Origin of the sequence: Mycolicibacterium doricum (genome assembly GCF_010728155.1) — a bacterium.
In the GTDB taxonomy this organism is placed as follows: domain Bacteria; phylum Actinomycetota; class Actinomycetes; order Mycobacteriales; family Mycobacteriaceae; genus Mycobacterium; species Mycobacterium doricum.
Window position 1 is genome coordinate 340,246 of record NZ_AP022605.1, and the last position, 26,524, is coordinate 366,769.

Annotated in this window: 27 protein-coding genes and 2 pseudogenes; 21 read left to right on the top strand and 8 right to left on the bottom strand. The window is 68.8% G+C overall.

Going from position 1 to position 26,524, the window contains the following annotated elements; all coding sequences use genetic code 11:
* Positions 1-3 precede the first annotated feature (3 nt).
* On the bottom strand, positions 4-519 hold the full coding sequence (locus G6N07_RS01630) for a DUF2505 domain-containing protein (protein ID WP_235849954.1): 516 nt from the start codon (positions 517-519) through the stop codon (positions 4-6).
* Between the two features lie 23 nt (positions 520-542).
* Positions 543-1,052, bottom strand: a complete 510-nt coding sequence (locus G6N07_RS01635) for a DUF2505 domain-containing protein (RefSeq protein ID WP_085192926.1) — start codon at positions 1,050-1,052, stop codon at positions 543-545.
* 26 nt (positions 1,053-1,078) lie between these two features.
* Here G6N07_RS01635 and G6N07_RS01640 point away from each other — a divergent pair, with 26 nt between their 5' ends.
* Positions 1,079-2,131, top strand: coding sequence for a UDP-N-acetylmuramate dehydrogenase (locus tag G6N07_RS01640; protein WP_085192927.1), 1,053 nt, complete (start codon positions 1,079-1,081; stop codon positions 2,129-2,131).
* Positions 2,132-2,368: 237 nt separating this feature from the next.
* On the opposite strand, the pseudogene G6N07_RS21130 reads toward G6N07_RS01640, so the two are convergent.
* Positions 2,369-2,497 (bottom strand): annotated as a pseudogene (locus G6N07_RS21130) (zinc ribbon domain-containing protein); the annotation flags it as partial.
* Between the two features lie 348 nt (positions 2,498-2,845).
* On the opposite strand from G6N07_RS21130, the gene G6N07_RS01650 reads away from it, so the two are divergent.
* The gene (locus tag G6N07_RS01650; RefSeq protein ID WP_163784041.1) at positions 2,846-3,190 is read left to right on the top strand and encodes a hypothetical protein; all 345 of its coding nucleotides are present in this window, start codon (positions 2,846-2,848) and stop codon (positions 3,188-3,190) included.
* A gap of 62 nt (positions 3,191-3,252) precedes the next feature.
* On the opposite strand, the gene G6N07_RS01655 is transcribed toward G6N07_RS01650, so the two are convergent.
* Positions 3,253-4,818, bottom strand: coding sequence for a winged helix DNA-binding protein (locus tag G6N07_RS01655; RefSeq protein ID WP_244949032.1), 1,566 nt, complete (start codon positions 4,816-4,818; stop codon positions 3,253-3,255).
* Positions 4,819-5,053: 235 nt separating this feature from the next.
* Between G6N07_RS01655 and G6N07_RS01660 the strand changes: the two genes are divergently transcribed.
* Complete coding sequence (locus tag G6N07_RS01660; protein ID WP_085192207.1) at positions 5,054-6,343, top strand: L,D-transpeptidase; 1,290 nt, start codon at positions 5,054-5,056, stop codon at positions 6,341-6,343.
* An 88-nt stretch (positions 6,344-6,431) separates the two neighbouring features.
* Here G6N07_RS01660 and G6N07_RS01665 read toward each other — a convergent pair whose 3' ends face one another.
* The gene (locus G6N07_RS01665) at positions 6,432-7,187 is read right to left on the bottom strand and encodes an SDR family oxidoreductase (RefSeq protein ID WP_085192206.1); all 756 of its coding nucleotides are present in this window, start codon (positions 7,185-7,187) and stop codon (positions 6,432-6,434) included.
* A 194-nt stretch (positions 7,188-7,381) separates the two neighbouring features.
* On the opposite strand from G6N07_RS01665, the gene mshA reads away from it, so the two are divergent.
* The 5 genes from mshA (at position 7,382) to G6N07_RS01690 (ending at position 12,087) form a co-directional block, all read left to right on the top strand.
* Complete coding sequence (gene mshA, locus G6N07_RS01670) at positions 7,382-8,728, top strand: D-inositol-3-phosphate glycosyltransferase (protein ID WP_085192205.1); 1,347 nt, start codon at positions 7,382-7,384, stop codon at positions 8,726-8,728.
* Between the two features lie 65 nt (positions 8,729-8,793).
* Positions 8,794-9,285 (top strand): type III secretion system chaperone family protein, encoded by a 492-nt coding sequence (locus G6N07_RS01675; RefSeq protein WP_372507555.1) that lies wholly within the window; start codon positions 8,794-8,796, stop codon positions 9,283-9,285.
* A 42-nt stretch (positions 9,286-9,327) separates the two neighbouring features.
* Positions 9,328-10,074 (top strand): phosphoglyceromutase, encoded by a 747-nt coding sequence (locus G6N07_RS01680; RefSeq protein WP_085192204.1) that lies wholly within the window; start codon positions 9,328-9,330, stop codon positions 10,072-10,074.
* A gap of 132 nt (positions 10,075-10,206) precedes the next feature.
* Entirely contained in the window at positions 10,207-11,385 is a 1,179-nt protein-coding gene (locus G6N07_RS01685) for a sensor histidine kinase (RefSeq protein WP_085192203.1), read from the top strand.
* Positions 11,386-11,400: 15 nt separating this feature from the next.
* Positions 11,401-12,087 carry a winged helix-turn-helix domain-containing protein gene (locus tag G6N07_RS01690; protein WP_085192202.1) on the top strand — a complete coding sequence of 229 codons (687 nt, stop codon included), beginning with the start codon at positions 11,401-11,403 and terminating at the stop codon, positions 12,085-12,087.
* Positions 12,088-12,205: 118 nt separating this feature from the next.
* On the opposite strand, the gene G6N07_RS01695 is transcribed toward G6N07_RS01690, so the two are convergent.
* A complete protein-coding gene (locus tag G6N07_RS01695; RefSeq protein WP_085192201.1) occupies positions 12,206-13,027 on the bottom strand; it encodes a DUF3109 family protein in 822 nt (273 codons plus the stop codon).
* A 95-nt stretch (positions 13,028-13,122) separates the two neighbouring features.
* On the opposite strand from G6N07_RS01695, the gene G6N07_RS01700 reads away from it, so the two are divergent.
* From G6N07_RS01700 to G6N07_RS01740, 9 genes and pseudogenes are all read left to right on the top strand, one after another.
* Entirely contained in the window at positions 13,123-14,172 is a 1,050-nt protein-coding gene (locus G6N07_RS01700; protein ID WP_085192200.1) for a Ppx/GppA family phosphatase, read from the top strand.
* Positions 14,169-15,155 carry an Rv0497 family membrane protein gene (locus tag G6N07_RS01705; protein ID WP_085192199.1) on the top strand — a complete coding sequence of 329 codons (987 nt, stop codon included), beginning with the start codon at positions 14,169-14,171 and terminating at the stop codon, positions 15,153-15,155. The genes G6N07_RS01700 and G6N07_RS01705 overlap by 4 nt, the downstream gene beginning before the upstream one ends.
* A gap of 7 nt (positions 15,156-15,162) precedes the next feature.
* Positions 15,163-16,008, top strand: a complete 846-nt coding sequence (locus tag G6N07_RS01710; RefSeq protein WP_085192198.1) for a sugar phosphate isomerase/epimerase family protein — start codon at positions 15,163-15,165, stop codon at positions 16,006-16,008.
* A gap of 29 nt (positions 16,009-16,037) precedes the next feature.
* Positions 16,038-16,844, top strand: a complete 807-nt coding sequence (locus tag G6N07_RS01715; RefSeq protein WP_085192197.1) for a thioesterase family protein — start codon at positions 16,038-16,040, stop codon at positions 16,842-16,844.
* 30 nt (positions 16,845-16,874) lie between these two features.
* Positions 16,875-17,756, top strand: a pseudogene (gene proC / locus G6N07_RS01720) (pyrroline-5-carboxylate reductase); the annotation flags it as partial.
* A gap of 143 nt (positions 17,757-17,899) precedes the next feature.
* Entirely contained in the window at positions 17,900-18,154 is a 255-nt protein-coding gene (locus tag G6N07_RS01725) for a helix-turn-helix domain-containing protein (RefSeq protein ID WP_059158250.1), read from the top strand.
* Between the two features lie 149 nt (positions 18,155-18,303).
* Positions 18,304-18,405, top strand: a complete 102-nt coding sequence (locus tag G6N07_RS01730) for a 30S ribosomal protein bS22 (protein WP_003402602.1) — start codon at positions 18,304-18,306, stop codon at positions 18,403-18,405.
* A 49-nt stretch (positions 18,406-18,454) separates the two neighbouring features.
* Positions 18,455-19,528, top strand: a complete 1,074-nt coding sequence (locus G6N07_RS01735) for an SDR family oxidoreductase (RefSeq protein ID WP_099050270.1) — start codon at positions 18,455-18,457, stop codon at positions 19,526-19,528.
* A 32-nt stretch (positions 19,529-19,560) separates the two neighbouring features.
* Positions 19,561-20,625: a lysophospholipid acyltransferase family protein gene (locus G6N07_RS01740; protein ID WP_085192195.1), complete on the top strand. Its 1,065-nt coding sequence runs from the start codon at positions 19,561-19,563 to the stop codon at positions 20,623-20,625.
* Between the two features lie 13 nt (positions 20,626-20,638).
* Here the strand turns inward: G6N07_RS01740 and G6N07_RS01745 are convergent, their stop codons facing one another.
* The gene (locus G6N07_RS01745) at positions 20,639-21,172 is read right to left on the bottom strand and encodes an FAS1-like dehydratase domain-containing protein (protein WP_085192194.1); all 534 of its coding nucleotides are present in this window, start codon (positions 21,170-21,172) and stop codon (positions 20,639-20,641) included.
* Between the two features lie 45 nt (positions 21,173-21,217).
* Positions 21,218-22,120, bottom strand: a complete 903-nt coding sequence (locus tag G6N07_RS01750) for an HAD family hydrolase (RefSeq protein ID WP_085192193.1) — start codon at positions 22,118-22,120, stop codon at positions 21,218-21,220.
* 38 nt (positions 22,121-22,158) lie between these two features.
* On the opposite strand from G6N07_RS01750, the gene G6N07_RS01755 reads away from it, so the two are divergent.
* The 4 genes from G6N07_RS01755 to G6N07_RS01770 all read left to right on the top strand — a co-directional run bounded on the left by G6N07_RS01755 (position 22,159) and on the right by G6N07_RS01770 (position 26,517).
* The gene (locus G6N07_RS01755; protein WP_085192219.1) at positions 22,159-22,440 is read left to right on the top strand and encodes a glutaredoxin family protein; all 282 of its coding nucleotides are present in this window, start codon (positions 22,159-22,161) and stop codon (positions 22,438-22,440) included.
* 98 nt (positions 22,441-22,538) lie between these two features.
* Positions 22,539-23,882 (top strand): glutamyl-tRNA reductase, encoded by a 1,344-nt coding sequence (locus G6N07_RS01760; protein ID WP_085192192.1) that lies wholly within the window; start codon positions 22,539-22,541, stop codon positions 23,880-23,882.
* Between the two features lie 3 nt (positions 23,883-23,885).
* Complete coding sequence (gene hemC, locus G6N07_RS01765) at positions 23,886-24,830, top strand: hydroxymethylbilane synthase (RefSeq protein WP_085192191.1); 945 nt, start codon at positions 23,886-23,888, stop codon at positions 24,828-24,830.
* 25 nt (positions 24,831-24,855) lie between these two features.
* A complete protein-coding gene (locus G6N07_RS01770) occupies positions 24,856-26,517 on the top strand; it encodes a bifunctional uroporphyrinogen-III C-methyltransferase/uroporphyrinogen-III synthase (protein WP_085192190.1) in 1,662 nt (553 codons plus the stop codon).
* Positions 26,518-26,524: the final 7 nt, after the last annotated feature.

Here is a 26,524-nt window from a genome sequence, read left to right on the forward strand (position 1 = left end):
GTGTCAGCGTCGGTCGGAGACCCGTCCGGCGGTGAAGCGTCGCTCACCGTCGAAGAGGATTCGCATGTTGGTCAGGATGAGGTCTTCGAGGGTGCCGCCAACCAGCGGGATGGAGACCTTGCAGCTGCTGTACACGAGTAATCGGCTGCCGGTCGGGGTGTCGGCCAGTTGGTAGCGGCCGTCGAGCCGGCCCGGCGCGTGCGGCATCACTGCGGTGAAGGTGCCCTCGGCGCGCGCGGACGCGTCGTCGAACGGATCGAAGTGCTGTTCGCGGGTGATCACCACGTCGACCGGCATCACCTTGCGGGCAATCGGCGGCAGGTCGTCGCGCGGCATCACCTGGCGCAGCGCGATGTCGGTGCCACGGGCGTCAGAGCGGAACAGCGTCAGCTCGGTACGCGGGTTGAGCGCGCGGTACACCTCGGTCAGTGCGCACCAATAGTCCTCGGAGGTCAACTGCTGGTGGATGTGCGCGGCGGGCGCGTCGAAGACGACGGTGTCCTCCATCCGCCGTCCCATGGCCACTTACGGTACGCGTCGGGTCAGACGTTCTCGGTGATCCACACCGTGGTGAAGCGCTGTTCGGCGATGATCAGATCGACCAGGCCGTTGCCGATGAAGTTTTCGATTTTCCCGCCGACGAGCGGCACGCGCACCTCCACGGTGACTTTCAGCTCCAGCCGGGACCCGCCCGTGCCGCTGGGCGACAACACCGCCGTCCCGGTCAGCGAGACCGGGGCTCCGGGAATGGAGCCGGTGACGCTCGCAGTGGCGCGTCCGTCCTGCACCCCGGTCCACCTCTCCTCACGCTGGATGGACAAGTCGCCACGGTGGAACTGCGCCACCACGCCGGGCAACCGGTCGGCGCGCAGGACCTGGGTGGTGGTGACGTCGACGCTGCCGTCGTCGCCGACGGACAGCCCGTCGAGCGTCGCGTGGTCGGCGCCGGAGTCCGCCAGCCGCGCCAGCCAGTACCGTTCGTCGCGCAGCGCGCGGTGGACCTCTTCGACGGTCCCCTGGTAGTCGGCGGCCAAGTCGAATGAGCGCGGCATAGCTGGCCAGGCTACCGTTACCGCCCGTGGCCGGTCAGGAACTCGCGGGCGCAGACATCCAAGCCGACGTCGCGCTGGCCCCGCTGACCACGCTGCGGATCGGGCCCGTCGCGCGTCGGCTGATCACCGCGAGCAGCACCGAACAGCTCCTCGCCGCACTGCGCGCCCCCGTAAGCCGTGATGCGCTGATCCTCGCCGGGGGCTCGAACGTGGTGCTGGCCGACGACATGGACGACCTCACCGTGGTCCGCGTGGCCAACAGCGAGATCACCGTGACCGACGGCATCGTGCGCGCGGAGGCGGGAGCGAACTGGGACGACGTGGTGGTCACCGCGCTGGCGCACGGCCTCGGCGGTCTGGAGTGCCTGTCGGGTATCCCCGGTTCGGCAGGGGCGACACCGGTCCAGAACGTGGGCGCCTACGGGTCCGAGGTCGCCGACACCATCAGTCGGGTCCGGCTGTTCGACCGCCGCACCGGCCGCGACGACTGGGTGACGTCGGAGGCCATGGCGTTCGGATACCGCACCAGCGTGCTGAAGCACTCCCGCCACGCCGTCGTGCTCGAGGTGGAGTTCGCACTCGACGTCGAGGGACGCAGCGTGCCGCTGCGCTACGGCGAACTGGCCCGGGCGCTCCACGTGGAGCCGGGCGGCCACGCCGATCCGGTTGCGGTGCGCGAAACGGTGCTGGCGCTGCGCCGCGGTAAGGGCATGGTGCTCGACGAACCCGACCGCGACACCTGGAGCGTCGGATCCTTCTTCACCAACCCGGTGGTCACGACGGCGGACTACGAACGCCTCGCCGCGGCGGTGGACGGCCCGGTGCCCAGCTACCCCGCGGCGGACGGGCTGAAGCTCGCCGCCGGCTGGCTGGTGGAGCATGCGGGCTTCGGGAAGGGCTACCCCGGTGACGGCGCCCCGGCCCGGCTCTCGACCAAACATGCGCTCGCTGTGACCAATCGGGGGCATGCCACCACCGAAGACGTCATCGCGCTGGCCAGGACGGTGCGAGAAGGTGTGCGCAACACCTTCGGGATCGAACTCACACCCGAACCTACGCTGGTCGGCTGCGCTGTCTAAAGCGTGTCGAACAACGGTGGTGTGTGTTCGGCGCCGCCCTTCTCGGGCGTCGGTGGACACGGGGGTGTTGGCCAGAGCCGGCTCGTCGGCGGGCATTGGGTGCCCGGCCTGCTGCTTGGGGGTCCGGGGATCGATGAAGGTCGTCGTGATGGGCGTGGCCCCAGCGGGCCAGATTGCCAGCCGCGTTGGTGTCGCTGCCCGATCGGCCAGCGTCATCGCGCTGTCGACGACGCCGCATTCGGGACATAGGCGGGTCGAAGGATACCAGCGGTCGGCCTCGAGGAGCTGCCCGTCGCGCCACGCCTGCTTGTAGCGCAGCATCCGGGCGAATTGCGACCAGCCGGCATCGGAGATGGCGCGGGCCATTGCGGTGATTGGCCAGCATGCCAGCCACGTTGAGGTTCTCGATGACGATCCGGTCGTGGGTCTTGACCAGCTCGCCCGATACCTGGTGCAGGAAATGGCGGCGCACATTGGCGACACGATGGTGTCTTGCGTGACAACGACTTGGCTAACCGGCGCTGCTGCTTGATGCCGGTGGCCAGCGCCTTGGGCGCGTCATCAGTGCGGGCAGCCTCGGCGCCGTCTGCGGTGGCGGCCACCACAAACGCCGATAGCCCCGGTCCACACCGACCCAGCCGCCGGCATCGTCGGGTCGGGCCGGGTGCAGGCGGGCGGGGTGCAGGCGGGCGGGGTGCAGGTCGGCGGGGCCTGTTGTGGTCCGGCTATCCGGATCGCGGCGGGTTTGCCGTTGGGGTGTTTGTTGCGCAGCCGAAACGACGCAACAGCCCCGGTCTTCTTGAACCGGGGAAATCCGACTCGCTTGCCTTTGCGCTTGCCCGATCGCGCGTCCGACCACGCTTGGAGACCTTCGCCGAGGTCGACGGCGGCTTCTTCAAACACACCGTCGCGGCCTCGACCGCCACTACGAAACCACGCTCAGAAACCACGATCACCGCCCACGAAGGCTTCCTCTACCTCAACCAATTCCTCCACCCCAACCAAACCGCCCTACAACTCCGCAGACTCAACCGCAACCAGTTGTTCGACACGCTTTAGCGAAGCTTAAGCGGCGCAGCCGTGAATCTTGAGTCAAGTACGTGGTTGGAGTCGCGAAGAGTTCAGGCGGCGAGCTGAGCCTGCTGGGTGAGTTCGTCGAAAGCGGTTTGGTATGCACGAGTTGCGTTGCGCAACTTGGACGTTCGTGGTGGACTGGGGTCGGTGACCTGGGCGAGCCCGGTGCGTAGCAGGTGGTCGTGGGCGTGGGTGAATAGCAGCGCGTGCTGCAGGCCGGTGTCAGTCACGGTGTAGCGGCGGGTGCGGGGGACGCGTTCGATGAGTCCGTGGGCGCGTAGGCGCCGCAGGTCGTAGGTCATCTGGCCGGCGGTGATGTCCTCGGCGGTCTTGCCGAGCAGGGGCGCGATCAAGGTGCGCAGGTCACGGTTGGTGAACCCGTGGACCAGGAGCCGGTGGACGAGCAAGGCCTGCAGCAGGGCGTGCACCCTGGCGTCGCCGAAGCGCAGTCCGGGGATTCGGGTGTTCTGACAGGTGACGACGGGGGCGGTGAGATCGGTGAACGCCTGGGCGCCCCGGATCGGGTCGTGGCTGATGGTTTGGACGCCGAGCAGGCGCCGGTTGGCGGAAAAGCCGATCTGCCGCAGTTCGGGCAGGCTGGTCAGCCGTTTGGTGACCCGGAAATCGTGGGGGTCGTTGATCGTGGTCTCGGTGCGCAGCGCCCTCCCTTGTTTGTAGTACTGCTTGACCTTGGTGTTCTTGTAGTCCACGTGCAGCGACGGGGTTACCCCGTTGGTGATCACCCGGGTGCGGAACCGTCCCGGGGTCTTGGCGCGGCCCTTGGCGATGACGCGGCGGTCGAAGATCAGCCCGACGTGGTCGGGGCGGCCGATGTCGAGGTTGTCGTGCAGAACCTGCTCAAAGAAGATCCGCCCCGACACCGGGCGGTCGAGCATCTGGGTCAGCGAGAACTCGGCCTGCAGGATGGACAGCTCGTAGCGGTAGCCGGCCGCCTCGTCCTCGCTGGTGAACGGGTTGGGCAGGATCGTCAGCCATTTGCGCAGCAGCGCGTCGATCCGCTCGGGTCCGAGGCTGTCGCAGATCGCCTGCAGCCGGTCTACGTCATCGACGGCGGCGAACCCGTTATCCAGGGCCTCGAATCCGATCCCGGCCTTGGCGGCCTGGCGTTTGGCCCACTCGTTGCCGTTGATGCACAGCTTGGCGGTGTAGGGGAAGTACGTGCCGAACTTGATGAAGAACGGGCCGAAATCCTCATCGACGCAATAGAAATAGAAGTAGTTGATGAACGCTGTGGAGCGCACCAGCCAGGCATAGGGTTCCCCGGTGGCGGGGTTGTAGCGGCGCTGGGTGCGCCACACCAGCGCCTTCTCCTGCGCCCGGCCCACGAACAACACCCCCTCGGTGCCGGCGAACGCGGCCAGGAACTGCTGGGCGACGTCGTCTTTGCGTTCCTTGCCGAAGGACACCAACTCCAGCCCGCGCGCGGCGATGAAGCCGTGGATGTCGGCGACGAACGCCTTGGTCATCGGATCCATCAATGCCGTCGACGCGTAGTGGTGGCCGCGGTGGCCGACGAAGAAGCCCTGCACCCCGGCGCCATAGGCCAACCGCGGCACCCGCACGTTGAGATACATGCGGTCGATCGACTCCACCTCGAAGATCGTGTGATCGGACAAGACATCGCCGGCACAGCGCGCTACGGTCATCATTGGGCTCCGGTTCGGACGGGCGGCCAGCAGGCCTACCAACCGCGCTATGCGGTTCATACACCCGATCGACACGTTTCGACCAGGGTCTTCATCCCGTCCGGACCGAAGCCCCCAGCGACACCAGCAGCAGCATGCCCGTCGGGATGGGGCGAAGCCCGGCTAGGTATGTTGGGTACACGTGACCGACGCCGACAAGCTGCCGCCCGTGAATCGGCGGCGCGCCCTGACCGCTCTGGCGGTCGGACTCGTCGCGCCCGGTGCGCTGGCCGCGTGTAGCCGGTCGATCAGCAACCCCGGCGAGCCGGCGCAGGCGCCGGCGTCGGCGTCCGTGGCGTTCGAACCGGCCACCTCCGCCACCGACGTCTCGCCCACTGATCCCGTGCGGGTGGAGGTCAGCGGCGGCTGGTTCCAGCGGGTGGCGCTGAAGAACGCCGAGGGCAAGGTCGTCGCCGGTGCGCTGAACCAGGACCGCAACGTCTTCACCGTGAGTGAGCCACTCGGCTACGGCGTGACCTACAGTTGGTCCGGCTCGGCGGTCGGGGAGGACGGTAGGGCCGTTCCCGTCAAGGGTGAGTTCACCACGCTCGACCCGGCCATCCAGGTCAACGGCCGCTTCCAGCTGGCCGACGGGCAGACCGTCGGTGTCGCGGCCCCCGTCATCCTGCAGTTCGACGCCTCGATCGGCGAGGAGGACCGGGCGACGGTCGAGAAGGCGCTGTCGGTGGCCACCAACCCGCCCACCGAGGGCAGCTGGGCGTGGCTGCCCGACGAGGCCGCCGGATCACGACTGCACTGGCGCAGCAGGGAGTACTTCGAGCCCGGGACCACCGTGCGGGTGGACGCCAGGTTCTACGGGGTGAAGTTCGGTGCCGACGCCTACGGCGCAGCCGACTCCTCGCTCGACTTCACCATCGGCCGCAGGCAGGTGGTCAAGGCCGAGGCGTCGTCGCACCGCCTTCGAGTGGAGGACGCTTCCGGCGCGACGATGATGGACATCCCGTGCAGCTACGGGGAGGGCGACCTGGATCGCAACGTCACGCGCAGTGGCATTCACGTCGTCACCGAGAAGTACGAGGACTTCTACATGAGCAACCCGGCCGCCGGTTACTACAACCTGCGCGAGCGGTGGTCGGTGCGAATCTCCAACAACGGCGAGTTCATCCACGCCAACCCGGCGAGCCTCGGCGCGCAGGGCAGCAGCAACGTCACCAACGGCTGCATCAACCTGTCGCTCGAGGATGCCGAGCAGTACTTCCACAGCGCAATGTACGGCGACCCGGTGGAGGTTACCGGCACGCGCATCCAGTTGTCCTACGCCGACGGCGACATCTGGGACTGGGCCATGCCGTGGGAGGAGTGGAAGTCGATGTCGGCGCTGTCGGAGCAGAACAGGCCGCAGCTGCCGAGCACCGTTCCGGCCACCCCGTCGGGCGCGCCGCAGCCGGTGAACGGCCGCCCCGGGGGCTAGTTACGCCACACCGCTTCTCGCCGAGATCGACGAAATGGCGGGACCCACTCGCGCTTTGTCGCCCGTTTGTTCGTTTGGGCGCAAGAAATCAGCGGCGGTTGAAGCGAGAGCCGCTGGCGCCGCTGACCTGATCCCGCGGCCGCACCACGATCAGGTCCAGGTCGACATGCGACGGGCGCGACGCCACGAACCCGATCACGTCGGCGATGTCCTCGGCGACGAGCGGAGTTACCCCGTCGTACACCTTCGCGGCACGTTGCTCGTCGCCTTCGAACCGGTTGAGCGAGAAGTCGGTCTTCACCATGCCAGGCGCCACTTCGGTGAGCCGCACGGGCTTTCCGAGCAGCTCGCTACGCAGCGTGCGGTGCAGGACCCCCTGTGCGTGTTTGGCCGAGGTGTATCCGCCGCCGTTGTCGTAGATCTCCACCGCGGCGATCGAGGTGACGGTGACGATGAGCCCGTCGCCGGAGTCGATCAGTTTCGGCAGCAACGCGCGCGTCACCAGCAGGGTGCCGAGCACGTTGGACTCCCACATCCAGCGCCAGTGGGCGATGTCGGCATCGGCGACGGGTTCCAGTCCGCGGGCGCCACCGGCGTTGTTGACCAGCACGTCGACGCGGTCCAACGCACCGGCGAGGGCCGCCACCGCCTCCTCGGAAGTGACGTCCGCCACAATCGCAGAACCGCCGATCTCCTCGGCGAGGGCCTTGATGGGCGCCTCCCTGCGCGCCACGCAGACCACGTGAAACCCTTGCCGGGCAAGCGTTCTCGAGGTCGCTTCGCCGATCCCGGCGCTGGCGCCGGTAACCACCGCGACCCGTTGTCCGCCTCGAGACGTCGTCATCTGTCCAACTCTAGTCAGCAATGCAGGGGCGCTTCGTGCGTTCCGTGGTCGCGTCTTCGACGCGCGGCAGTGTTGTTGTCGCCGCACGCTCGGCGCTGCCGGGTCGAGACATCCGGCTCACCACGTTCGGCAACCGGGTGGAAGGAGGCGGCGTCGCGACGGCCCGCCGATGACAGAGGTGTAGACATGAGTGTGTGCGCCTAGCAACGGACCAGCTCGGTAGGCCGCCCCTGCGTGTGGCCGTGTTGTCGGTGCACACGTCGCCGCTTGCGCAGCCCGGCACCGGCGATGCCGGCGGGATGAACGTGTACGTGCTGCAGAGCGCGTTGCACATGGCGCGCCGCGGCGTCGAGGTGGAGATCTTCACTCGCGCCACGACATCGGCCGATCCACCCGTCGTGCGGGTGGCGCCCGGGGTGCTCGTGCGCAACGTCGTGGCCGGTCCGTTCGAAGGTCTCGACAAATACGACCTGCCCACCCAGCTGTGCGCGTTCACCGCCGGGGTGTTGCGCGCCGAAGCCACCCATGAACCCGGTTACTACGACATCGTGCACTCGCACTACTGGCTGTCCGGGCAGGTCGGCTGGCTGGCGCGCGACCGCTGGGCGGTGCCGCTGGTGCACACCGCCCACACTCTCGCGGCGGTGAAGAACGCCGCCCTCGCCGAGGGCGACTCACCCGAGCCACCGCTGCGCGCGGTGGGTGAGCAGCAGGTGGTCGACGAGGCCGACCGCTTGATCGTCAACACCGAACTCGAAGGCCGACAACTGGTTTCGCTGCACAACGCCGACCGCTCACGCATCGACGTCGTGCACCCCGGCGTCGACCTCGAGACATTCACACCCGGTGACCGCACCGCCGCCCGGGCCGCTCTCGGACTGGACCCGCGGGAGACCGTCGTCGCGTTCGTCGGGCGGATCCAACCACTCAAGGCGCCGGACATCCTGCTGCGCGCGGCGGCGAAGCTGCCCGACGTGCGGGTGCTGGTGGCGGGCGGACCGTCGGGCTCAGGTCTGATTCCGCGCCAGGGCGCGGGCGAGCTGGCCGCTCCCGACACCCTGGTTGCCCTCGCCGACGAACTGGGTATCTCGCAGCGCGTGACGTTTCTGCCCCCGCAGTCGCGCGAGGATCTCGTTCGGGTCTACCGCGCCGCCGATCTCATTGCCGTGCCGAGTTACTCGGAGTCCTTCGGGCTGGTCGCCGTCGAAGCGCAGGCCTGCGGGACCCCGGTGGTGGCGGCCGCCGTCGGCGGGCTGCCGGTGGCGGTGCGCGACGGGGTGACCGGTGCGCTGGTCGACGGTCACGACGTCGGCGACTGGGCGCACGCCATCGACTCGCTACTGTCCCGCGGCCCGGCCGGCATGCGGCAGGCCGCGGTAGCGCATGCGGCCACGTTCTCCTGGGCCCACACCGTCGACGACCTGCTCGCCAGCTACGGCCGGGCGATCGCCGACTACCGCGACCGGCATCCCCGCGACGACGAAACGCTGTCACGCCGCACCGCGCGCCGATTCTCGAGACGACGGGGGGTACCGGTGTGAGTGACGAGCCGGTCGTGCGAAGAACAACAGACGACGGTCCGCTGGGGCAGCGGACAGACAGCTCCGTGCAGCAGACGATCGTGGAGACCCTCGACGAACACGGCCTCGCCTACACCTTCCACGCGGGCGCCCACGGGGGACTGCCCGGGATCATCGTCGAACTGCCCGGCGAACGACGCCTCAAGACCAACACGATCCTGTCGATCGGCGAGCACTCGGTGCGGATCGAGGCGTTCGTCTGCCGCAAACCCGACGAGAACCACGAGGGCGTCTACCGGTTCCTGCTCAAGCGCAACCGGCGGCTCTACGGTGTGGCCTACACCCTCGACAACGTCGGCGACATCTACCTCGTCGGGCGCATGGCGCTGCACTCGGTGACCGCCGACGAGGTCGACCGCATCCTCGGCCAGGTGCTCGAAGCCGTCGACGCCGACTTCAACACCCTGCTCGAGCTCGGCTTCAAATCGTCGATCCAGCGTGAATGGGAATGGCGGGTCTCGCGCGGCGAGTCGCTGAAGAACCTGCGCGCCTTCGAGCACCTGATCGACGACGACTGAGCGCCCAGGTGTAACCACTGCTCCCGTGAGAAGATTCACCCCATGGGAGATTCCACGCTGATCCTGCTTCGTCACGGCGAAAGTGAATGGAACGCGAAGAACCTGTTCACCGGGTGGGTCGACGTCGACCTGACCGACAAGGGACGGGCCGAGGCCGCCCGCGCCGGTGAGCTGATGGCCGACCTGGACCGGCTGCCCGATGTGCTCTACACGTCGCTGCTGCGCCGGGCCATCACCACGGCGAACATCGCGCTCGACGAGGCGGACCGGCACTGGATCCCCGTGCACCGCGACTGGCGTCTCAACGAGCGGCACTACGGGGCGCTGCAGGGCCTGAACAAGGCCGAGACCAAAGAGAAGTACGGCGAAGAGCAGTTCATGGCGTGGCGGCGCAGCTACGACACCCCGCCGCCCCCGATCGAGGCGGGCAGCCAGTACAGCCAGGACCGCGACCCCCGCTACGCCGACATCGACGGCGGACCGCTCACCGAATGCCTGGCCGACGTGGTGGCCCGCTTCGTGCCGTACTTCGAGCAGACGATCGTGCCGGATCTGCGCGAGGGCAAGACGGTGTTGATTGCGGCGCACGGCAACTCGCTGCGCGCGCTGGTCAAGTATCTCGACGGCATGTCCGACCAGGACGTGGTCGGGCTGAATATCCCGACCGGCATTCCGCTGCGTTACGACCTGGACTCCGATCTGAAGCCGACCGTGGTCGGCGGCACGTACCTCGACCCGGAGGCCGCGGCGGCCGGCGCGGCGGCGGTCGCCTCGCAGGGGGCGAAGTAAGGGCCCCGAACGCACCGCACTGCGCGAACACCCGGTGAACTGCGGCCGAACTCCTGCGATTCGCGGTGTGACTTGTCGCGAATTGGCCGCACGCTGCTGGGATGACGTTCACCGCGTGCGTACGATTTCGGCGTGAGTGTGGCATCCGCACTGCTGATGACGGCAGTCGTGGCGTTACTCACGCTGCTGGTGGGTGTCGGAGTGGGCGTCGCGCTCACCCCTCGGGTGGCGGAGCGCCGTCAGCGGCGGGCTACCGAGGCGGCGGGGATCACCGTGGCGCAGATGCTGGCCCACATCGTTTCGTCGTCGCCGGTCGGCATCGTCGTCGTCGACAAGTTCCGTGACGTGGTCTACAGCAATACGCGCGCCGAAGAGCTGGGCTTGATCCGGGACCGTCTGCTCGACGAGCGGGCGTGGGAAGCCGCGCAGCACACGCTGAGCACCGGTGAGGATGTGCAGGTCGACCTGTCCCCGCGCAAGGTGGCGCACCCCCGCCGGTCGGGTCTGTCGGTGCGCGGCGCGGTGCGGTTGCTGACCAGGGCGGATCACCGTTTCGCAGTGGTCTACGTCGACGACCACTCCGAATACGCCCGGATGGAAGCCACCAGGCGCGACTTCGTGGCCAACGTCAGCCACGAACTCAAGACCCCGGTCGGGGCCATGGGCCTGCTCGCCGAAGCGCTGTTGGCCTCCGCCGACGACCCCGAGACCGTGCGGCACTTCGCGGAGAAGATGGTCGACGAAGCGCATCGCCTCGCCGACATGATCGGCGAGCTGATCGAGCTGTCCCGGTTGCAGGGCGGCGAGCGGTTACCCGACCTCGGCGTCGTCGACGTCGACGCCGTGGTGTCCGAGGCGCTGTCGCGCCACAAAGTGGCCGCCGACAACGCCGACATCGCGATCACCACCGATGCGCCAACCGGCTTCCAGGTGCTGGGCGACCAGCCACTGCTCGTGGCCGCGCTGGCGAACCTGCTGTCCAACGCGATCGCCTATTCGCCCCGGGGAACCCCGGTCTCGGTGAGCCGGCGGCGCCGCGGGGACAACATCGAGATCTCGGTCACCGACCGCGGAATCGGCATCGACAAAGACGACCAGGAGCGAGTCTTCGAACGCTTCTTCCGCGTCGACAAGGCCCGGTCGCGCGCGACCGGCGGCACCGGTCTGGGGCTGGCGATCGTCAAACACGTCGCCGCCAATCACAACGGAGCCATCCGGCTGTGGAGTCAGCCGGGCACCGGATCGACGTTCACCCTGTCCATTCCGGCATACCAAAGTTCTGTAGAACCGGACGATGAACCGAGCCAATAGGAGGGCGCGAAACCCATGACCAGTGTGTTGATCGTGGAGGACGAGGAGTCCTTGGCTGATCCCCTGGCCTTCCTGCTGCGCAAAGAGGGCTTCGAGACCACCGTCGTAGCCGACGGACCCTCGGCGCTGGCCGAGTTCGACCGTGCCGGCGCCGACATCGTGCTGCTGGACTTGATGCTGCCCGGGATGAGCGGGACCGACGTCTGCAAGCAACTGCGGGCCCGTTCGAGCGTGCCGGTGATCATGGTGACTGCCCGCGACAGCGAGATCGACAAGGTCGTCGGGCTGGAACTCGGCGCCGACGACTATGTCACCAAACCCTATTCGGCCCGCGAACTGATCGCGCGGATCCGCGCGGTACTGCGCCGCGGCGCGGACGTCGACGACCCCGGCATCCCCGACGGGGTGATCGAGGCCGGACCCGTGCGAATGGACGTCGAGCGTCACGTCGTCAGCGTCAACGGTCAGGCCGTCACACTGCCGCTCAAGGAGTTCGAGCTCCTCGAGTACCTGATGCGCAACAGCGGGCGGGTGCTGACCCGAGGTCAGCTCATCGACCGGGTGTGGGGTGCCGACTACGTCGGCGACACCAAGACCCTCGACGTCCATGTCAAGCGCCTCCGTTCCAAGATCGAGGCGGATCCGGCCAACCCGGTGCACCTGGTCACGGTGCGGGGCCTGGGATACAAGCTCGAGGGCTGAACGCACCTGTCCCGCCCGACCACGGCCGTCCGGCGGCACAGCGGGGGAAGAACATGCGGCTGCCGAACCCGAGGCCACCCCGTGAGGCCGCCCATGATCTCGAGTACCTCGACGGTGTTCACCCCGGCGAGGACCGAGGGGTCACGCCGGCCGATCTCGAACACCCCGGCGCGGCTCGCGTCGCCGGATGGACCGCGATCAGTCCCAGGCCGCTGCGCCGCCGGCAGGTGGCCGCCAGTTCCGCGTACGCCTTCTCGCCGAGCAATTCGGTCAGCTCGGGGCCGTAGGACTGGTACACCTGGCGGGCGCCCACGTGGGCCGCCGGGTCGCCGGTGCAGTACCAGTGCAGGTCGGCGCCGCCCTCACCCCAGCCGCGCCGGTCGTACTCGGTGATCGTGGTCTTGAGGATCTCCGAACCGTCCGGCCGGGTCACCCAGTCCTGCGTCCGTCGGATCGGCAACTGCCAGCAGACATCCGGTTTCATCGTCAGCGGTTCGATGCCCAGCTTCAGCGCCTTGGTGTGCAGTGCGCAGCCGACCCCGGCCGGGAAGCCCGGCCGGTTGAGGAAGATGCACGCCCCCTTGTACTTCCGGGTCCGCAGGTTGGGCTTGTCGTCGTAGGAGTCCATCTCTAGGTAGCCCTTCTTGCCCAGGCCCTTGTCGCGGAACTGCCAGTCGTCGGCGGTCAGCTGCTCGACGGCCGCGTCGAGGCGGGCACGGTCGTCGTCGTCGGACAGGAAGGCCCCGTGCGAACAGCACCCGTCATCCGGCCGGCCCTCGACGGTTCCCCGGCAGGCGGGGGTGCCGAAGACACACGTCCACCGCGACAGCAGCCACGTCATGTCCGCGGCGATCAGGTGCTCGGGATTGTCGGGGTCGTAGAACTCGACCCACTCGCGGGCGAAGTCGAGCTCCACCTCACCGGGATGGGCTGGTATCACAGGTCGAACGCTACCCGCCTCCCGCGGGGCGCCGCGGCATGGAAGAGGGGGTGTCGGCGCACGGTCGTGCAGAGGCGACGGTCTAGGTTGGAAGCGTGCGACTGGGCGTGCTCGACGTGGGCAGCAACACCGTCCATCTGCTTGTGGTGGATGCGCGACGGGGCGGCCACCCGACCCCGATGAGCTCCACCAAGGCGCCGCTGCGGCTGGCCGAGGCGATCGACGACTCCGGCAAGTTGACCCGCAAGGGGGCTGACCGACTCGTCGACACCGTCGACGAATTCGCCAAGATCGCCACCAGTTCCGGCTGTGCGGAGCTGATGGCGTTCGCCACCTCCGCGGTGCGCGACGCCACCAACTCCGAGGACGTGCTGGCGCGAGTGCTGGCCGAGACCGGTGTGCGGCTGCGGGTGCTCAGCGGGGTCTACGAGTCGCGGCTGACCTTCCTGGCCGTGCGGCGCTGGTACGGCTGGAGTGCGGGACGGATCATCAACATCGACATCGGTGGTGGCTCGCTGGAACTGTCCAACGGCGTCGACGAGGAGCCCGAGGTGGCGCTGTCGCTGCCGCTGGGAGCGGGACGGCTGACCCGCGAATGGCTGCCGGACGATCCGCCCGGCCGGCGCCGCGTGGCGATGCTGCGCGACTGGCTGGCCAACGAGCTTTCGGACGCGAGCGCCGAACTGCTGGAGGCGGGCTGCCCCGACCTGGCCGTCGCGACGTCCAAGACGTTTCGTAGCCTGGCGCGGCTTACCGGGGCGGCGGCCTCGGGGGCCGGGCCACGGGTCAAACGGACCCTGACGGCGACCGGGTTGCGGCAGCTCATAGGTTTCATCTCTAGGATGACCGCGGCCGACCGAGCGGAATTGGAAGGGGTGAGTGCCGAGCGCGCGCCACAGATCGTGGCCGGAGCGTTGGTGGCTGAGGCGAGCATGCGGGCGCTGGGAATCGAGTCCGTGGACATCTGTCCGTGGGCATTGCGGGAGGGTTTGATTCTGCGGAGACTCGACAGCGAGGCCGACGGGAGCCAGTTCGGTCTGACCCGGGTGGGCGGTGTCGACGATCTCCCCGCGGCGAAGACGCCCGTGCGGGATGCTGGACGGACGGCGCTCAGCCCAACCGCCACCAAGGGCAACACACGATGACAGAACCAGATAACAGCAGCACCCGGCCGATCTCGGTCGCCGAGTTGCTCGCGAAGAACGGCACCATCGGCGCGCCTCCGGTCGGGGGCAGGCGCCGGCGCCGCCGCGGCAACGCCGACGCGGTGACGGTCGCCGAGCTGACCGGTGAGATACCGGTCATCACCGATCGGTCCCCGGACACCCATGAGGAGTCGGCGCGCGACGAGCGCACCGAGGAGACCACCCGGATCCCGGTCAACGGCGCCGGGCACCAGACGGTCACCGAGCCTGCGCCCGAGGTCGTCGAGGGCGTCACCGAGACGGCCGACGAACTGGTCGAGACCCCCGAACCGCAGACCCCCGAACCACAGACCCCCGAACCGCAGACCCAGGAGCTCGAAACCGAGGAGCCCGACGACGCCGACGTTGTCGAGGACATCCCCCTCGAGCGCGATGCGCCCGTCGGCGCCGAGGACATGAGCCCCGATCCGGACCTCGACGAACCGGCGCTCGAACGCGCCGACATCGACGACGACGAGTTGCCGTCGTATCTGCGTTCGTCGGCGGGCCTGCTGTTCGGCGGCGGCACCGTCGCCGACGACCTCGCCCGCCGCGGCAAGGACGCCGACACCGCCGCGATCGACGGGCTCGACGAGCGGGACCTCCGTGAAGACCTCTCCGACGACGCTCGTGACGAGGCTCATGACGATGTGCGTGACGACGTCGAGTCCGACGGTCGCCTGGCGGCGTTCCTGCGCGGTGCGTGGATCGTTGGCCAGTGCATCATCGCCGTCGCGTTCGGCGCGGGCCTGTTCATCGCCTTCGACCAGCTCTGGAAGTGGAACAACATCGTGGCGCTGGTGCTGTCGGTGCTGGTGATCCTCGGGCTGGTGGTCGGAGTACGCGTGGTCCGCAGGACCGAGGACATCGCCAGCACACTGATCGCCGTGGCAGTCGGCGCACTGGTCACCTTGGGGCCGCTGGCGTTGCTGCAGTCCGGCTAGTCGCCCTGTGCGCCCCGCGATAAAAGTCGGTCTGTCGACGGCCTCGGTCTATCCGCTGAGGACCGAGGCCGCCTTCGAGTACGCATCCCGCCTGGGTTATGACGGCGTCGAGCTGATGGTGTGGGCCGAAGCCGTCAGCCAGGACGTCGACGCCGTCGCCAAGCTGTCCGAGCGCTACGGGGTGCCCGTGCTGTCCGTGCACGCGCCCTGTCTGCTGATCTCGCAACGGGTGTGGGGCGCCAACCCGATCCCCAAACTGGACCGCAGCGTCCGCGCCGCCGAACAGTTGGGCGCCCAGACCGTCGTCGTGCATCCGCCGTTCCGCTGGCAGCGCCGCTACGCCGAGGGCTTCAGCGAACAGGTCGCCGAACTGGAGGCCGGTAGCGCCGTGATGGTCGCGGTGGAGAACATGTTCCCCTTCCGCGCCGACCGCTTCTTCGGCACCGGGCAGACGTCCGTCGAGCGGATGCGTAAGCGCGGCGGCCGGCCGGGACCCGGCATTTCGGCGTTCGCGCCGTCCTACGACCCGCTCGACGGCGATCACGCGCACTACACGCTCGACCTGTCGCACACCGCGACAGCGGGCACCGACGCCATCGAGATGGCACGGCGGATGGGGAACGGCCTGGTGCACCTGCATCTCGCCGACGGCAGCGGCGCCTCGGCCGACGAGCACCTGGTGCCCGGCCGGGGCACTCAGCCGACCGCCGAGGTGTGCCAGATGCTGGCCAACGGCGACTTCAGCGGGCATGTGATTCTCGAGGTAACCACGTCCGGGGCGCGTACCGCCAACGAGCGCGAAGCGTTGCTGCGCGAATCACTGCAGTTTGCCCGGGCGCACCTGCTGCGCTGACCCGCGGCGCCGACCGAGGAGGAATCCCCATGTCCGGTTCGACCCTGTTCACCGACGCGATGGTGCTCGCCGCCCTCGGCGACGGCGTGTACAGCGGCGAGCTCAACGAACACTGGACGATCGGCCCGAAGGTGCACGGCGGCGCCATGTTGGCGCTGTGCGCGAACGCCGCCCGCATCGAGCATGCCGGGGAGGTGGAGCCGATCGCGGTGTCGGCCAATTTTCTGTGGGCACCGGACCCAGGGCAGCTGCAGCTGGTCACCACGGTGCGCAAGCGTGGGCGCCGGGTCAGCCTGATCGACGTGGAACTCAACCAGGGGCACCGCACGGCCGTGCGCGCGGCGATCACTCTCGGCGAACCAGAGTGCGACGTCGCGCCGCTGCTGTCGGTGAACCCGGTCGTTGCGTTGATGACGCCGGAGCCGCCGCCCTCCCTGCAGCACATCCGACCCGGACACCTGGCCGACGTGCACCTCGCGCACGGCTGTGACATCCGGCCCTCGCTCACCACGATGGGTCCACGCTCGGATGGGGGACCACCCGTCACCGAGTACTGGGTGCGGCCGCGTGACACCGCTCCGGACGTCCTGTTCGCGTTCCTGTGCGGCGATGTGTCGGCTCCGGTGACGTTCGCGGTCAACCGGTTCGGGTGGGCTCCCACCGTGCAGCTGACGGCGTATCTGAGGGCCCGCCCGGCCGACGGCTGGCTGCGCGTCATCTGCACCACCACCCAGATTGGCCAGGAGTGGTTCGACGAGGACCACGTCGTCGTGGACTGCGAGGGCCGCATCGTCGTGCAGAGCCGGCAGTTGGCGATGGTGCCCGCCGCGCAGTGAAGCCGCGGATGACGGTGCGCGAGCCGGACATGCGATGCTTTGGCCATGGCCAGAATCGCGATCATCGGTGGCGGGAGTATGGGTGAGGCGCTGCTGTCCGGGCTGCTCCGGGCGGGCAGGCAGGTCAAGGATCTGGTGGTCGCCGAGAAGGATCCCGACCGCGCGAAGTTCCTCGCCGACGAGCACTCGGTGCTGGTGACGTCCATCGTCGAGGCCGCCGACAACGCCAAATACGTCATCGTCGCGGTGAAGCCGGCCGACGTCGAGCACGTCATCGACGACATCGCCGAAGCCGCCGCCAACGCCGAGACCGACACCGCCGAACAGGTCTTCGTGACCGTCGCAGCCGGCGTGCCGACCTCGTACTACGAGAACAAGCTGCCCGCGGGCGCCCCGGTGATCCGCGCGATGCCCAATGCGCCGGTTGTCGTCGGTGGGGGAGTCAGCGCACTGGCGGCCGGGCGGTTCGCGACCCCCGAGCACCTCAGAGAGGTGACGGCGATCTTCGACTCCGTCGGCGGGGTGCTGACCGTGCCGGAGTCGCAACTCGACGCGGTCACCGCGGTGTCGGGGTCCGGACCCGCGTACTTCTTCCTGATGGTCGAGGCGTTGGTCGACGCCGCGGTGGCCAGTGGGCTCTCGCGCACGGTGGCCACCGATCTGGTGGTGCAGACGATGGCAGGTTCGGCCGCGATGCTGCTCGAGCGCCTCGACGAGGCCCAGCCGGTGGGCGATGCGGCCATGGGAACGGCGATGGACACCACGGCGGCGCAACTTCGCGCTACGGTTACCTCACCGGCCGGTACCACCGCCGCTGGGCTGCGAGAACTTGAACGCGGTGGTTTGCGGTCGGCGGTGGCCAATGCGGTGGAGGCCGCGAAGACCCGCTCCGAGCAGCTCGGAATTACCTGAGAGTAGTTTCCGATCTCCGACGGATTGGCCCACACCCGTCGCAGTAACCCCATCCGCCACGCTATTCTCCTGGTGTATGCACGGGTCGGTGCCAACGGTGGGGAAGCCGCTGGGACTGCCCGCGCCTGATGGATTGGGTTGCGATGACGTCTATGAACGGGCCATCGGCACGTGATTCGGCTGGCGGTAAGCGGGACAGCGGTGCCGACGGCCAACAGCCACGGGCTCAATTCCTCACGGTCGCCGAAGTGGCGAGTCTGATGAGGGTCAGCAAGATGACGGTGTATCGCCTGGTGCACAACGGAGAGCTGCCCGCCGTACGGGTGGGCCGGTCGTTCCGGGTGCATGCCAAAGCCGTCCACGACATGTTGGAGAGTTCGTACTTCGACGCGGGCTGACAGCCACCGGGCGGACCGACCGGCACCGACGTTTTCGTTCACCTGCGCCCCTTGGGTAAGGTGTCGGGGTTGGACGTCAATCACCGACGTCGGGCCGATCGTCGGGTCGGGCCCGAGTCGGACCGAGGAAAACGTAGGTAGCGGAGTTCATGGGTTCAGTCATCAAGAAGCGTCGTAAGCGCATGTCGAAGAAGAAGCACCGCAAGCTGCTTCGTCGGACCCGGGTGCAGCGCAGAAAACTCGGTAAGTAGCCTCTCGGCCGTCGCCCCGGTGACTCTCAGCCGCAGCGACTAGGCTGACGTGGTGGATTCGGGAACCTCAGGCGACGTCGGTTCGTACCCGAAGGTGGTGCTCGTCACCGGGGCGTGCCGGTTCCTCGGGGGTTATCTGGTAGCGCGGTTGGCGCAGAACCCCTTCATCAACCAGGTGATCGCCGTCGACGCGGTGGCCCCGAGCAAGGACCTCCTGCGGCGGATGGGCCGGGCCGAATTCGTCCGTGCAGACATCCGAAATCCCTTCATCGCCAAGGTTATCCGCAACGGCGACGTCGACACGGTGGTACATGCCGCGGCCGCGTCCTACGCCCCGCGCGCCGGCGGTCGGGCCGCGTTGAAAGAGCTCAACGTCATGGGTGCGATCCAGCTCTTCGCGGCCTGCCAGAAAGCGCCCTCGGTACGCCGGGTGATCCTCAAGTCGACCTCGGAGGTGTACGGCTCGAGCCCGCGTGATCCGGTGATGTTCACCGAGAACACCGATGCGCGCCGGCCACCGGGTGAGGGCTTCGGCCGCGACAGCATCGACATCGAGGGCTACGCGCGCGGTCTCGGCAGGCGCCGGCCCGGCATCGGCGTGACCATCCTGCGGCTGGCCAACATGATCGGGCCGGCGATGGACACCGCCCTGTCCCGGTATCTGGCCGGACCGGTGGTCCCCACAGTGCTCGGGCAGGACCCGCGCCTGCAGCTGCTGCACGAGCAGGACGCCCTGGGCGCGTTGGAGCGGGCGACGATCGCAGGAAAGCCCGGCACGTTCAACATCGGCGCGGCCGGGATCATCATGATGAGCCAGGCGATTCGGCGTTCCGGGCGAGTCGCGCTGCCAGTGCCGCGGTCGGCTCTTTGGCTCGTCGACTCATTGCGGCGGGCGACCCGATACACTGAGCTCGATCGGGAGCAGCTGAACTATCTGAGCTACGGCCGGGTCATGGATACCACGCGCATGCGTGAGGTCCTCGGATATCACCCGAAGTGGACGACGGTGGAGGCTTTCGACGACTACGTACGGGGTCGTGGATTGACGCCCATCGTCGATCCACGATGGGTACGGTCGATGGAGGGCTGCGCCGTGGCGGTGGCGCAGCGGTGGGGACGTTAGAGAAAATTGACGGATCGTGGGGTGGAGAATACGTGTCTGGCGATTCGAAAGCCAAAGTGATTTCACTTTATGGGACGTCCGGGCGGAACGCGGCGAGGCGGGCGGCGCAGCGCGCCGACAGCGCCCGTCGACACCCTTCCCTTCTCACCGATCCCGGTAACCCGGCCTCGTCCGAGCAGATCGCCGCGGTGGTGCGCGAGATCGACCAGCACCGCCCGGGCGGTGTCGGCGGTGCCCCGGTGGAGGAGACCCCCACCGAACTCGCCAAGCGCATCGCGGCGGTCGCCGACTTCGTCCGCAAACGGATGTCCGGTGACTACACCGTCGACGAGTTCGGATTCGACTCCCACCTCAACAGCAACGTCTTCCTGCCGATTCTGCGGGTGCTGTTCAACTCGTGGTTCCGGGTCGAGGTAAGCGGTATCGAGAACCTGCCCGCCGAGGGCGCCGCGCTGGTCGTGGCCAACCATGCCGGCGTCCTGCCGTTCGACGGGTTGATGGCGTCGGTGGCGGTGAAGGACAAGCACCCCGCCCATCGTGACCTTCGGCTGCTGGCTGCCGACCTGGTGTTCGACCTGCCGATGGTCGGGCAGGCCGCCCGCAAGGCCGGCCACACGATGGCGTGCACCGCGGATGCGCACCGCCTGCTGGCAGCCGGGGAGCTGACCGCGGTGTTTCCCGAGGGCTACAAAGGGTTGGGCAAACACTTCAAGGACCGCTACAAGCTGCAGCGGTTCGGCCGGGGCGGCTTCGTCTCGGCGGCGCTGCGCACCAAGGCGCCGATCGTCCCGTGCTCGATCGTCGGGTCGGAGGAGATCTACCCGATGCTCGCCGACGTCAAGCTGCTGGCGCGCCTGCTCGGCCTCCCGTACTTCCCGGTGACCCCACTGTTGCCGGCGGCCGGACCGCTCGGGCTGGTGCCGCTGCCGTCGAAGTGGCACATCCAGTTCGGTGAGCCTATCTCGACCGAGGGATACGACGAGTCCGCCGCCGACGACCCGATGATCACCTTCGACCTCACCGACCAGGTGCGCGAGACAATTCAGCAAACGCTCTACCAGTTGCTCGCCGGTCGAAGGAACACGTTCTTCGGCTGAGCCTTTCGGCTGGCTACGTGGCGTTCTGCCCGGAGACCATCTTCGCGATCGCCGCGTCGCGGCGGGCCTTGACGGTCGCGCTTATCTCGTCGACCTCGCTGTCGTGGGCGGCCTCGCCGATGACGGTGACGACGCTGGTCAGCACCGGTTCGCCCGCCTCGTCGCTGACCTCGCCGCGGACCTCGGTGACGACGGTGCCGTGCGCCTCGATCACCGACTCCAGGTAGGAGTCGAAGAACAGTTTGTCGCCGGCGACGATCGGCCGGTGGAACGTGATCTTCTGGTCGCGGTGCAGCATCCGCTCCATGTTGATCGGCACGTCGAACTGGTTGAAGATTTCGGCCTGCACCTTGCGCCCGGCCACGGCGAGGAACGTCAGCGAGGCAATCAGCCCATCGTAGCCGGACTGCTTGGCGACCTCTTCGTCGTGGTGGGCCGGGTGGTCGTCTTTCACGGCGCGGGCGAACTCGCGGATCTTCTCCCGGTCCACCTGGAAGTAGTCCGGATACCGGTAGTGGGTGCCGATGATCCCTTCAGCGATGGCCATGCTTGGCTCACTCCCCGCGTCGACGTGCTTGGCGGCGCGAGCCTATCAGCGCCACCGGGTGGGGCCGTCCTGGCGCCGCGACACCACAGCCGCCAGCGCACCGCCCAGCGCGCCGAGCGCCACCGCCGACGGCACGCCGATCCGCGCCGCTTTGCGGGCGGTGCGGAAGTCGCGGATCTCCCAGCCCCGCTCGCGGGCGAGACTGCGCAGCGCGGCGTCCGGATTGATCGCCACGGCCGTACCGACAAGACTCAGCATCGGCACGTCGTTGTAGCTGTCGGAATACGCGGTGCAGCGACGCAGGTTGAGGCCCTCGCGGATGGCGAGCGAGCGCACCGCGTGCGCCTTGCCGGTGCCGTGCAGGATGTCGCCGACCAGCCGTCCGGTGAACACGCCGTCCACGGACTCGGCCACCGTGCCGAGCGCGCCGGTCAGGCCGAGCCTGCGGGCGATGGTCGCGGCGAGTTCGTAGGGCGTCGCGGTGACCAGCCAGACCTGCTGGCCGGCGTCGAGGTGCATCTGCGTCAGCGCACGGGTGCCGGGCCAGATCTTGGACGCGATGATTTCGTCGTAGATCTCCTCGCCGACCTCCATCAGTTCCGCCGTCGACCGGCCTTCGATGAACGACAGCGCCCTGCTCCGCCCGGCCGCCACGTCATCGCTGTTCTCCCGGCCGGTCAGCTGGAACTTCGCCTGCGCGTAGACGAAGCCGAGCACGTCGCCGTAGGTGAAGTACTTGCGCGCGGCCAGGCCGCGGGCGAAGTGCACGAGCGAGGAACCGTGCACGAGCGTGTTGTCCACGTCGAAGAACGCCGCGGCGGTCAGATCAGGTGGCGGTGCTGGCGGCGCGGGGACGGGATCGGTCGCCAGGTCGGTCACTGCGGCAGCCGCGCTGGCGTCCCCGGCGATCTGTTGCCGCGCGGCGTGCGTACCCCCGGTTTCGGACACGCCCCAACCCTAGGACACCGGCCCCGGATACTGGGGTGGTGGAGTACGACAGCGCGGGCGGTGCGGCGGGGCATTTGGTCGAGTTGCTGACGCGGGCCGGCTGTGGTGTGTGTGAACAGGCGGCCGGCCGGCTCGCCGAACTGGCCGGCGAATTCGGGTTCGGGTTGACCGTCACCGACGTCGACGCCGCAGCCGCCGGCGGGAACACCGCTTTGCGGGGCGAGTACGGCGACCGGTTGCCGGTGGTGCTGCTCGACGGCGCCGAACACAGCTACTGGGAGGTCGACGAACCGCGGCTGATCGCCGATCTGGGGTCCTGACCGATCCCCGCGGCGACACTCGGGTGACCAATCTGACTAGGTGAAATTTGGTCGGCACGCTCGTGAACGATTACCGTGGATGACGTGGTGATGAAGCCATGAGCGTGCTGCTGTTCGGGGTTTCGCACCGCAGTGCCCCGGTGTCGGTCCTCGAGCAGCTGAGCACCGACGAGTCCGACCAGGCCAAGATCGTCGACCAGGTGTTGCAGTCGTCGCTGGTGACAGAGGCGATGGTGCTGTCCACCTGCAACCGCGTCGAGGTCTACGCCGTCGTCGACGCCTTCCACGGCGGGCTGTCGGTGATCGGGCAAGTGCTCGCCGAACACTGCGGCATGTCGCTCAACGCTCTGACCAAGTACGCCTACGTGCGCTACGCCGAGGCCGCCGTCGAGCACCTGTTCGCCGTCGCCAGCGGCCTGGACTCCGCGGTGATCGGTGAGCAGCAGGTGCTCGGGCAGGTCCGCCGGGCGTACACCTCCGCCGAGGCGAACCACACGGTCGGGCGCACGCTACACGAACTGTCGCAACGCGCGCTGTCGGTCGGCAAGCGTGTGCATTCCGAGACGGGGATCGACGCCGCGGGCGCCTCGGTGGTCTCGGTGGCCCTCGACATCGCCGAAACCAAACTCGGATCCCTGGCCGGCCGTACCGCCGTCGTCGTCGGCGCCGGATCCATGGGCGCGCTGTCGGCCAAGCACCTGGTCCGCGCCGGCGTCGAACGGGTGCACGTGGTCAACCGGTCGCTGCCGCGGGCCCGCCGCCTCGCGCAGAACCTGCTCGATCAGGGTGTCACCGCCGACGCGCTCACCCTCGACGACATCGCCCACGCGCTGGCCGACGCCGACGTGGTGGTCTCCTCGACCGGTGCGGTGCGACCGGTGGTGTCGCTGGCCGACGCCCATCGTGGGCTCACCGGCCGTCCGGAGCACCGTCAGCTGGTGATCTGTGACCTGGGGATGCCGCGCGACGTCGAACCGGCGATCGCCGGCTTGCCCGGCGTCAACGTCATCGACATGGAGCGCATCCAGCGCGAGCCCTCGGCCCGCGCCGCGGCGGCCGACGCCCACGCCGCCCGCTCGATCGTCGCCGCCGAGGTCGCGAACTACCTCGCCGGCCAGCGTATGGCGGAGGTCACCCCGACCGTCACCGCGTTGCGGCAGCGCGCCGCCGACGTGGTGGAGGCAGAGTTGCTGCGCCTGGACAATCGGTTGCCGGGACTCGACGCCGCCCACCGCGACGAGGTTGCCAAGACGGTCCGCCGGGTCGTCGACAAACTCCTCCACGCACCGACCGTGCGCGTCAAACAGCTGGCCAGCGCCCCCGGTGGCGACAGCTACGCCGAAGCGCTGCGTGAGCTCTTCGAGCTCGACCAGCAGGCGGTCGATGCGGTCGCCGCCGGCGAGTTGCCCTTGCTCCCGATCGACCTCGACAAGTCCGAGTGACGCTTGAGCGACGCCGACACGCCCATCCGGATCGGCACCCGGGCCAGCCTGCTGGCGAGGACGCAGGCGGGCACCATCCGGGACGCGTTGATCGCCAAGGGCCACCCCGCCGAACTCGTCTTCATCTCCACCGAGGGTGACCGCAACCAAGGGCCGATCGCCGACATCGGCGTCGGGGTGTTCACCGCAGCTTTGCGCGAGGCGATCGCCGACGGCCGGGTCGACGCCGCCGTGCACTCGTACAAGGATTTGCCGACAGCCGTCGACGAACGGTTCACCATCCCCGCGATCCCCCGCCGTGAGGACCCGCGCGACGCCCTGGTGGCCCGTGACCGACTGGTGCTCGGGGAGTTGCCGGCCGGGTCCACCGTCGGCACCTCGAGCCCGCGGCGGGCCGCGCAGCTTAGAGCACTGGGCCTCGGTTTGGAAATCCGCCCCCTAAGAGGCAACCTAGATACCAGGTTGAACAGGGTCGGCAACGGTGAGCTCGACGGCATCGTGGTCGCCCGGGCGGGTCTGGCCCGCATCGGACGGCTGGGTGATGTCACCGAGACTCTCGAGCCGGTGCAGATGTTGCCAGCGCCGGCTCAGGGTGCCCTCGCGGTCGAGTGCCGCGCAGGCGACACCGGACTGATCGCGCTACTGGCGGAGTTGGACGACGCCGACACGCGCGCGGCAGTCACCGCTGAACGGGTCCTGCTCGCCGAACTGGAGGCGGGTTGCTCCGCACCGGTGGGCGCGATCGCCGAGGTGGTCGAGTCTATCGATGAGGACGGCCGCGTCTTCGAAGAGGTGTCGCTTCGCGCATGCGTGGCGGCGCTGGACGGATCCGACGTGATCCGTGCGTCTGGCATCGGAACTCCCGGCCGGGCCGCAGACCTCGGGGTCTCGGTCGCCGCGGAACTGTTCGAACTGGGTGCGCGAGAGCTCATTGCGGATCACCACTGAGCTGTAGAGCGGAGTGAGCAGACAGATGACTCGGCAGGAGAGCGGGCGCGGGCGCAAGATGAAGCCGGGCCGCATCACCTTCGTGGGCTCGGGCCCAGGCGACCCCGGCCTGCTGACCACACGGGCGCACAGTGTGCTCGTCAACGCCGCGCTGGTCTTCACCGACCCCGACGTGCCCGAAGCGGTGCTGTCCCTGGTGGGTGCGCACCTGCCGCCACCGTCGGGCCCGGAACCGGCCGGACCAGCCGACGGCGCCGACGAGCAGGCGGGTTGGACCATCCCCGGTGGTCCGGACATCCGGCCCGCGCTGGGCGACCCGGCCGAGGTGGCCAAGACCCTGGCCGGCGAGGCCAAGAACGGCGTGGACGTGGTCCGGCTGGTGGCGGGTGACCCGCTGTCGGTCGACGCCGTCATCGCCGAGGTGAACGCGCTGGCGAAGAGCCACGCCAACTTCGAGATCGTGCCCGGCCTGCCCGACACCACCACGGTGCCGACGTACGCAGGTCTGCCGCTGGGCTCTACCCACACCGTTGCCGACGTGCGCGGCGACGTGGACTGGGCGGCGATCGCCGCGGCCCCCGGTCCGCTGATCCTGCACGGGACCGCCTCGCACCTGCCCGATGCGGCGCGCACGCTGATCGAGTACGGCCTGGCCGAGACCACCCCCGTGGTGGTGACCGCCAACGGCACCACCTGCCAGCAGCGTTCTGTCGAGTCGACGCTGTCCGGCTTGATCGACAAGGCCGTGCTGACCGGACCGGACGCCACCGGCGGGCCCGCGGCGCCGCTGGCCGGACCGCTGATCGTGACGCTCGGCCGCACTGTCGCCAACCGGGCCCGGCTCAACTGGTGGGAGAGCCGCGCGCTGTACGGCTGGACCGTGCTGGTGCCGCGGACCAAGGACCAGGCGGGCGAGATGAGCGAGCAGCTCGTCGGCCACGGTGCGCTGCCGGTCGAGGTGCCGACCATCGCCGTCGAACCGCCCCGCAGCCCCGCGCAGATGGAGCGGGCGGTCAAGGGTCTGGTCGACGGTCGCTTCCAGTGGGTGGTGTTCACCTCCACCAACGCGGTGCGCGCGGTCTGGGAGAAGTTCAGCGAGTTCGGGCTCGACGCCCGCGCATTCTCCGGGGTGAAGATCGCCTGCGTCGGTCAGGCGACGGCAGAGCGGGTCCGCGCATTCGGCATCAACCCCGAGCTGGTCCCGACGGGCGAGCAGTCGTCGCTGGGTCTGCTCGACGAGTTCCCGCCCTACGACGACATCTTCGATCCGGTGAACCGGGTACTGCTGCCGCGGGCCGACATCGCCACCGAGACGCTGGCCGAGGGGCTGCGCGAACGCGGGTGGGAGATCGAGGACGTCACCGCGTACCGGACGGTGCGCGCCGCGCCGCCGCCGGCCTCGACCCGCGAGATGATCAAGACGGGTGGCTTCGACGCGGTGTGCTTCACGTCGAGTTCGACGGTGCGCAACCTCGTCGGCATCGCCGGTAAGCCGCACGCCCGCACGATCGTTGCCTGCATCGGGCCGAAGACCGCGGAGACCGCCGCCGAGTTCGGTCTGCGCGTCGACGTGCAGCCCGAAGTGGCCGCTGTGGGTCCGCTCGTGGAGGCGCTCGCCGAGCACGCGGCCCGGCTGCGCGCCGAGGGGGCGCTGCCGCCGCCGCGCAAGAAGAGCCGCCGCCGCTAAGGGTAGG

Bases quoted from the DNA above. Each gene is read 5' to 3' on its own strand.
- G6N07_RS01630 (WP_235849954.1), bottom strand. From the start codon at position 519: ATGGGACGGCGGATGGAGGACACCGTCGTCTTCGACGCGCCCGCCGCG.
- G6N07_RS01635 (WP_085192926.1), bottom strand. From the start codon at position 1,052: ATGCCGCGCTCATTCGACTTGGCCGCCGACTACCAGGGGACCGTCGAA.
- G6N07_RS01665 (WP_085192206.1), bottom strand. From the start codon at position 7,187: ATGACGACGTCTCGAGGCGGACAACGGGTCGCGGTGGTTACCGGCGCC.
- G6N07_RS01680 (WP_085192204.1), top strand. From the start codon at position 9,328: ATGGGAGATTCCACGCTGATCCTGCTTCGTCACGGCGAAAGTGAATGG.
- G6N07_RS01690 (WP_085192202.1), top strand. From the start codon at position 11,401: ATGACCAGTGTGTTGATCGTGGAGGACGAGGAGTCCTTGGCTGATCCC.
- G6N07_RS01705 (WP_085192199.1), top strand. From the start codon at position 14,169: ATGACAGAACCAGATAACAGCAGCACCCGGCCGATCTCGGTCGCCGAG.
- G6N07_RS01715 (WP_085192197.1), top strand. From the start codon at position 16,038: ATGTCCGGTTCGACCCTGTTCACCGACGCGATGGTGCTCGCCGCCCTC.
- G6N07_RS01725 (WP_059158250.1), top strand. From the start codon at position 17,900: ATGACGTCTATGAACGGGCCATCGGCACGTGATTCGGCTGGCGGTAAG.
- G6N07_RS01730 (WP_003402602.1), top strand. From the start codon at position 18,304: ATGGGTTCAGTCATCAAGAAGCGTCGTAAGCGCATGTCGAAGAAGAAG.
- G6N07_RS01745 (WP_085192194.1), bottom strand. From the start codon at position 21,172: ATGGCCATCGCTGAAGGGATCATCGGCACCCACTACCGGTATCCGGAC.
- G6N07_RS01760 (WP_085192192.1), top strand. From the start codon at position 22,539: ATGAGCGTGCTGCTGTTCGGGGTTTCGCACCGCAGTGCCCCGGTGTCG.
- G6N07_RS01770 (WP_085192190.1), top strand. From the start codon at position 24,856: ATGACTCGGCAGGAGAGCGGGCGCGGGCGCAAGATGAAGCCGGGCCGC.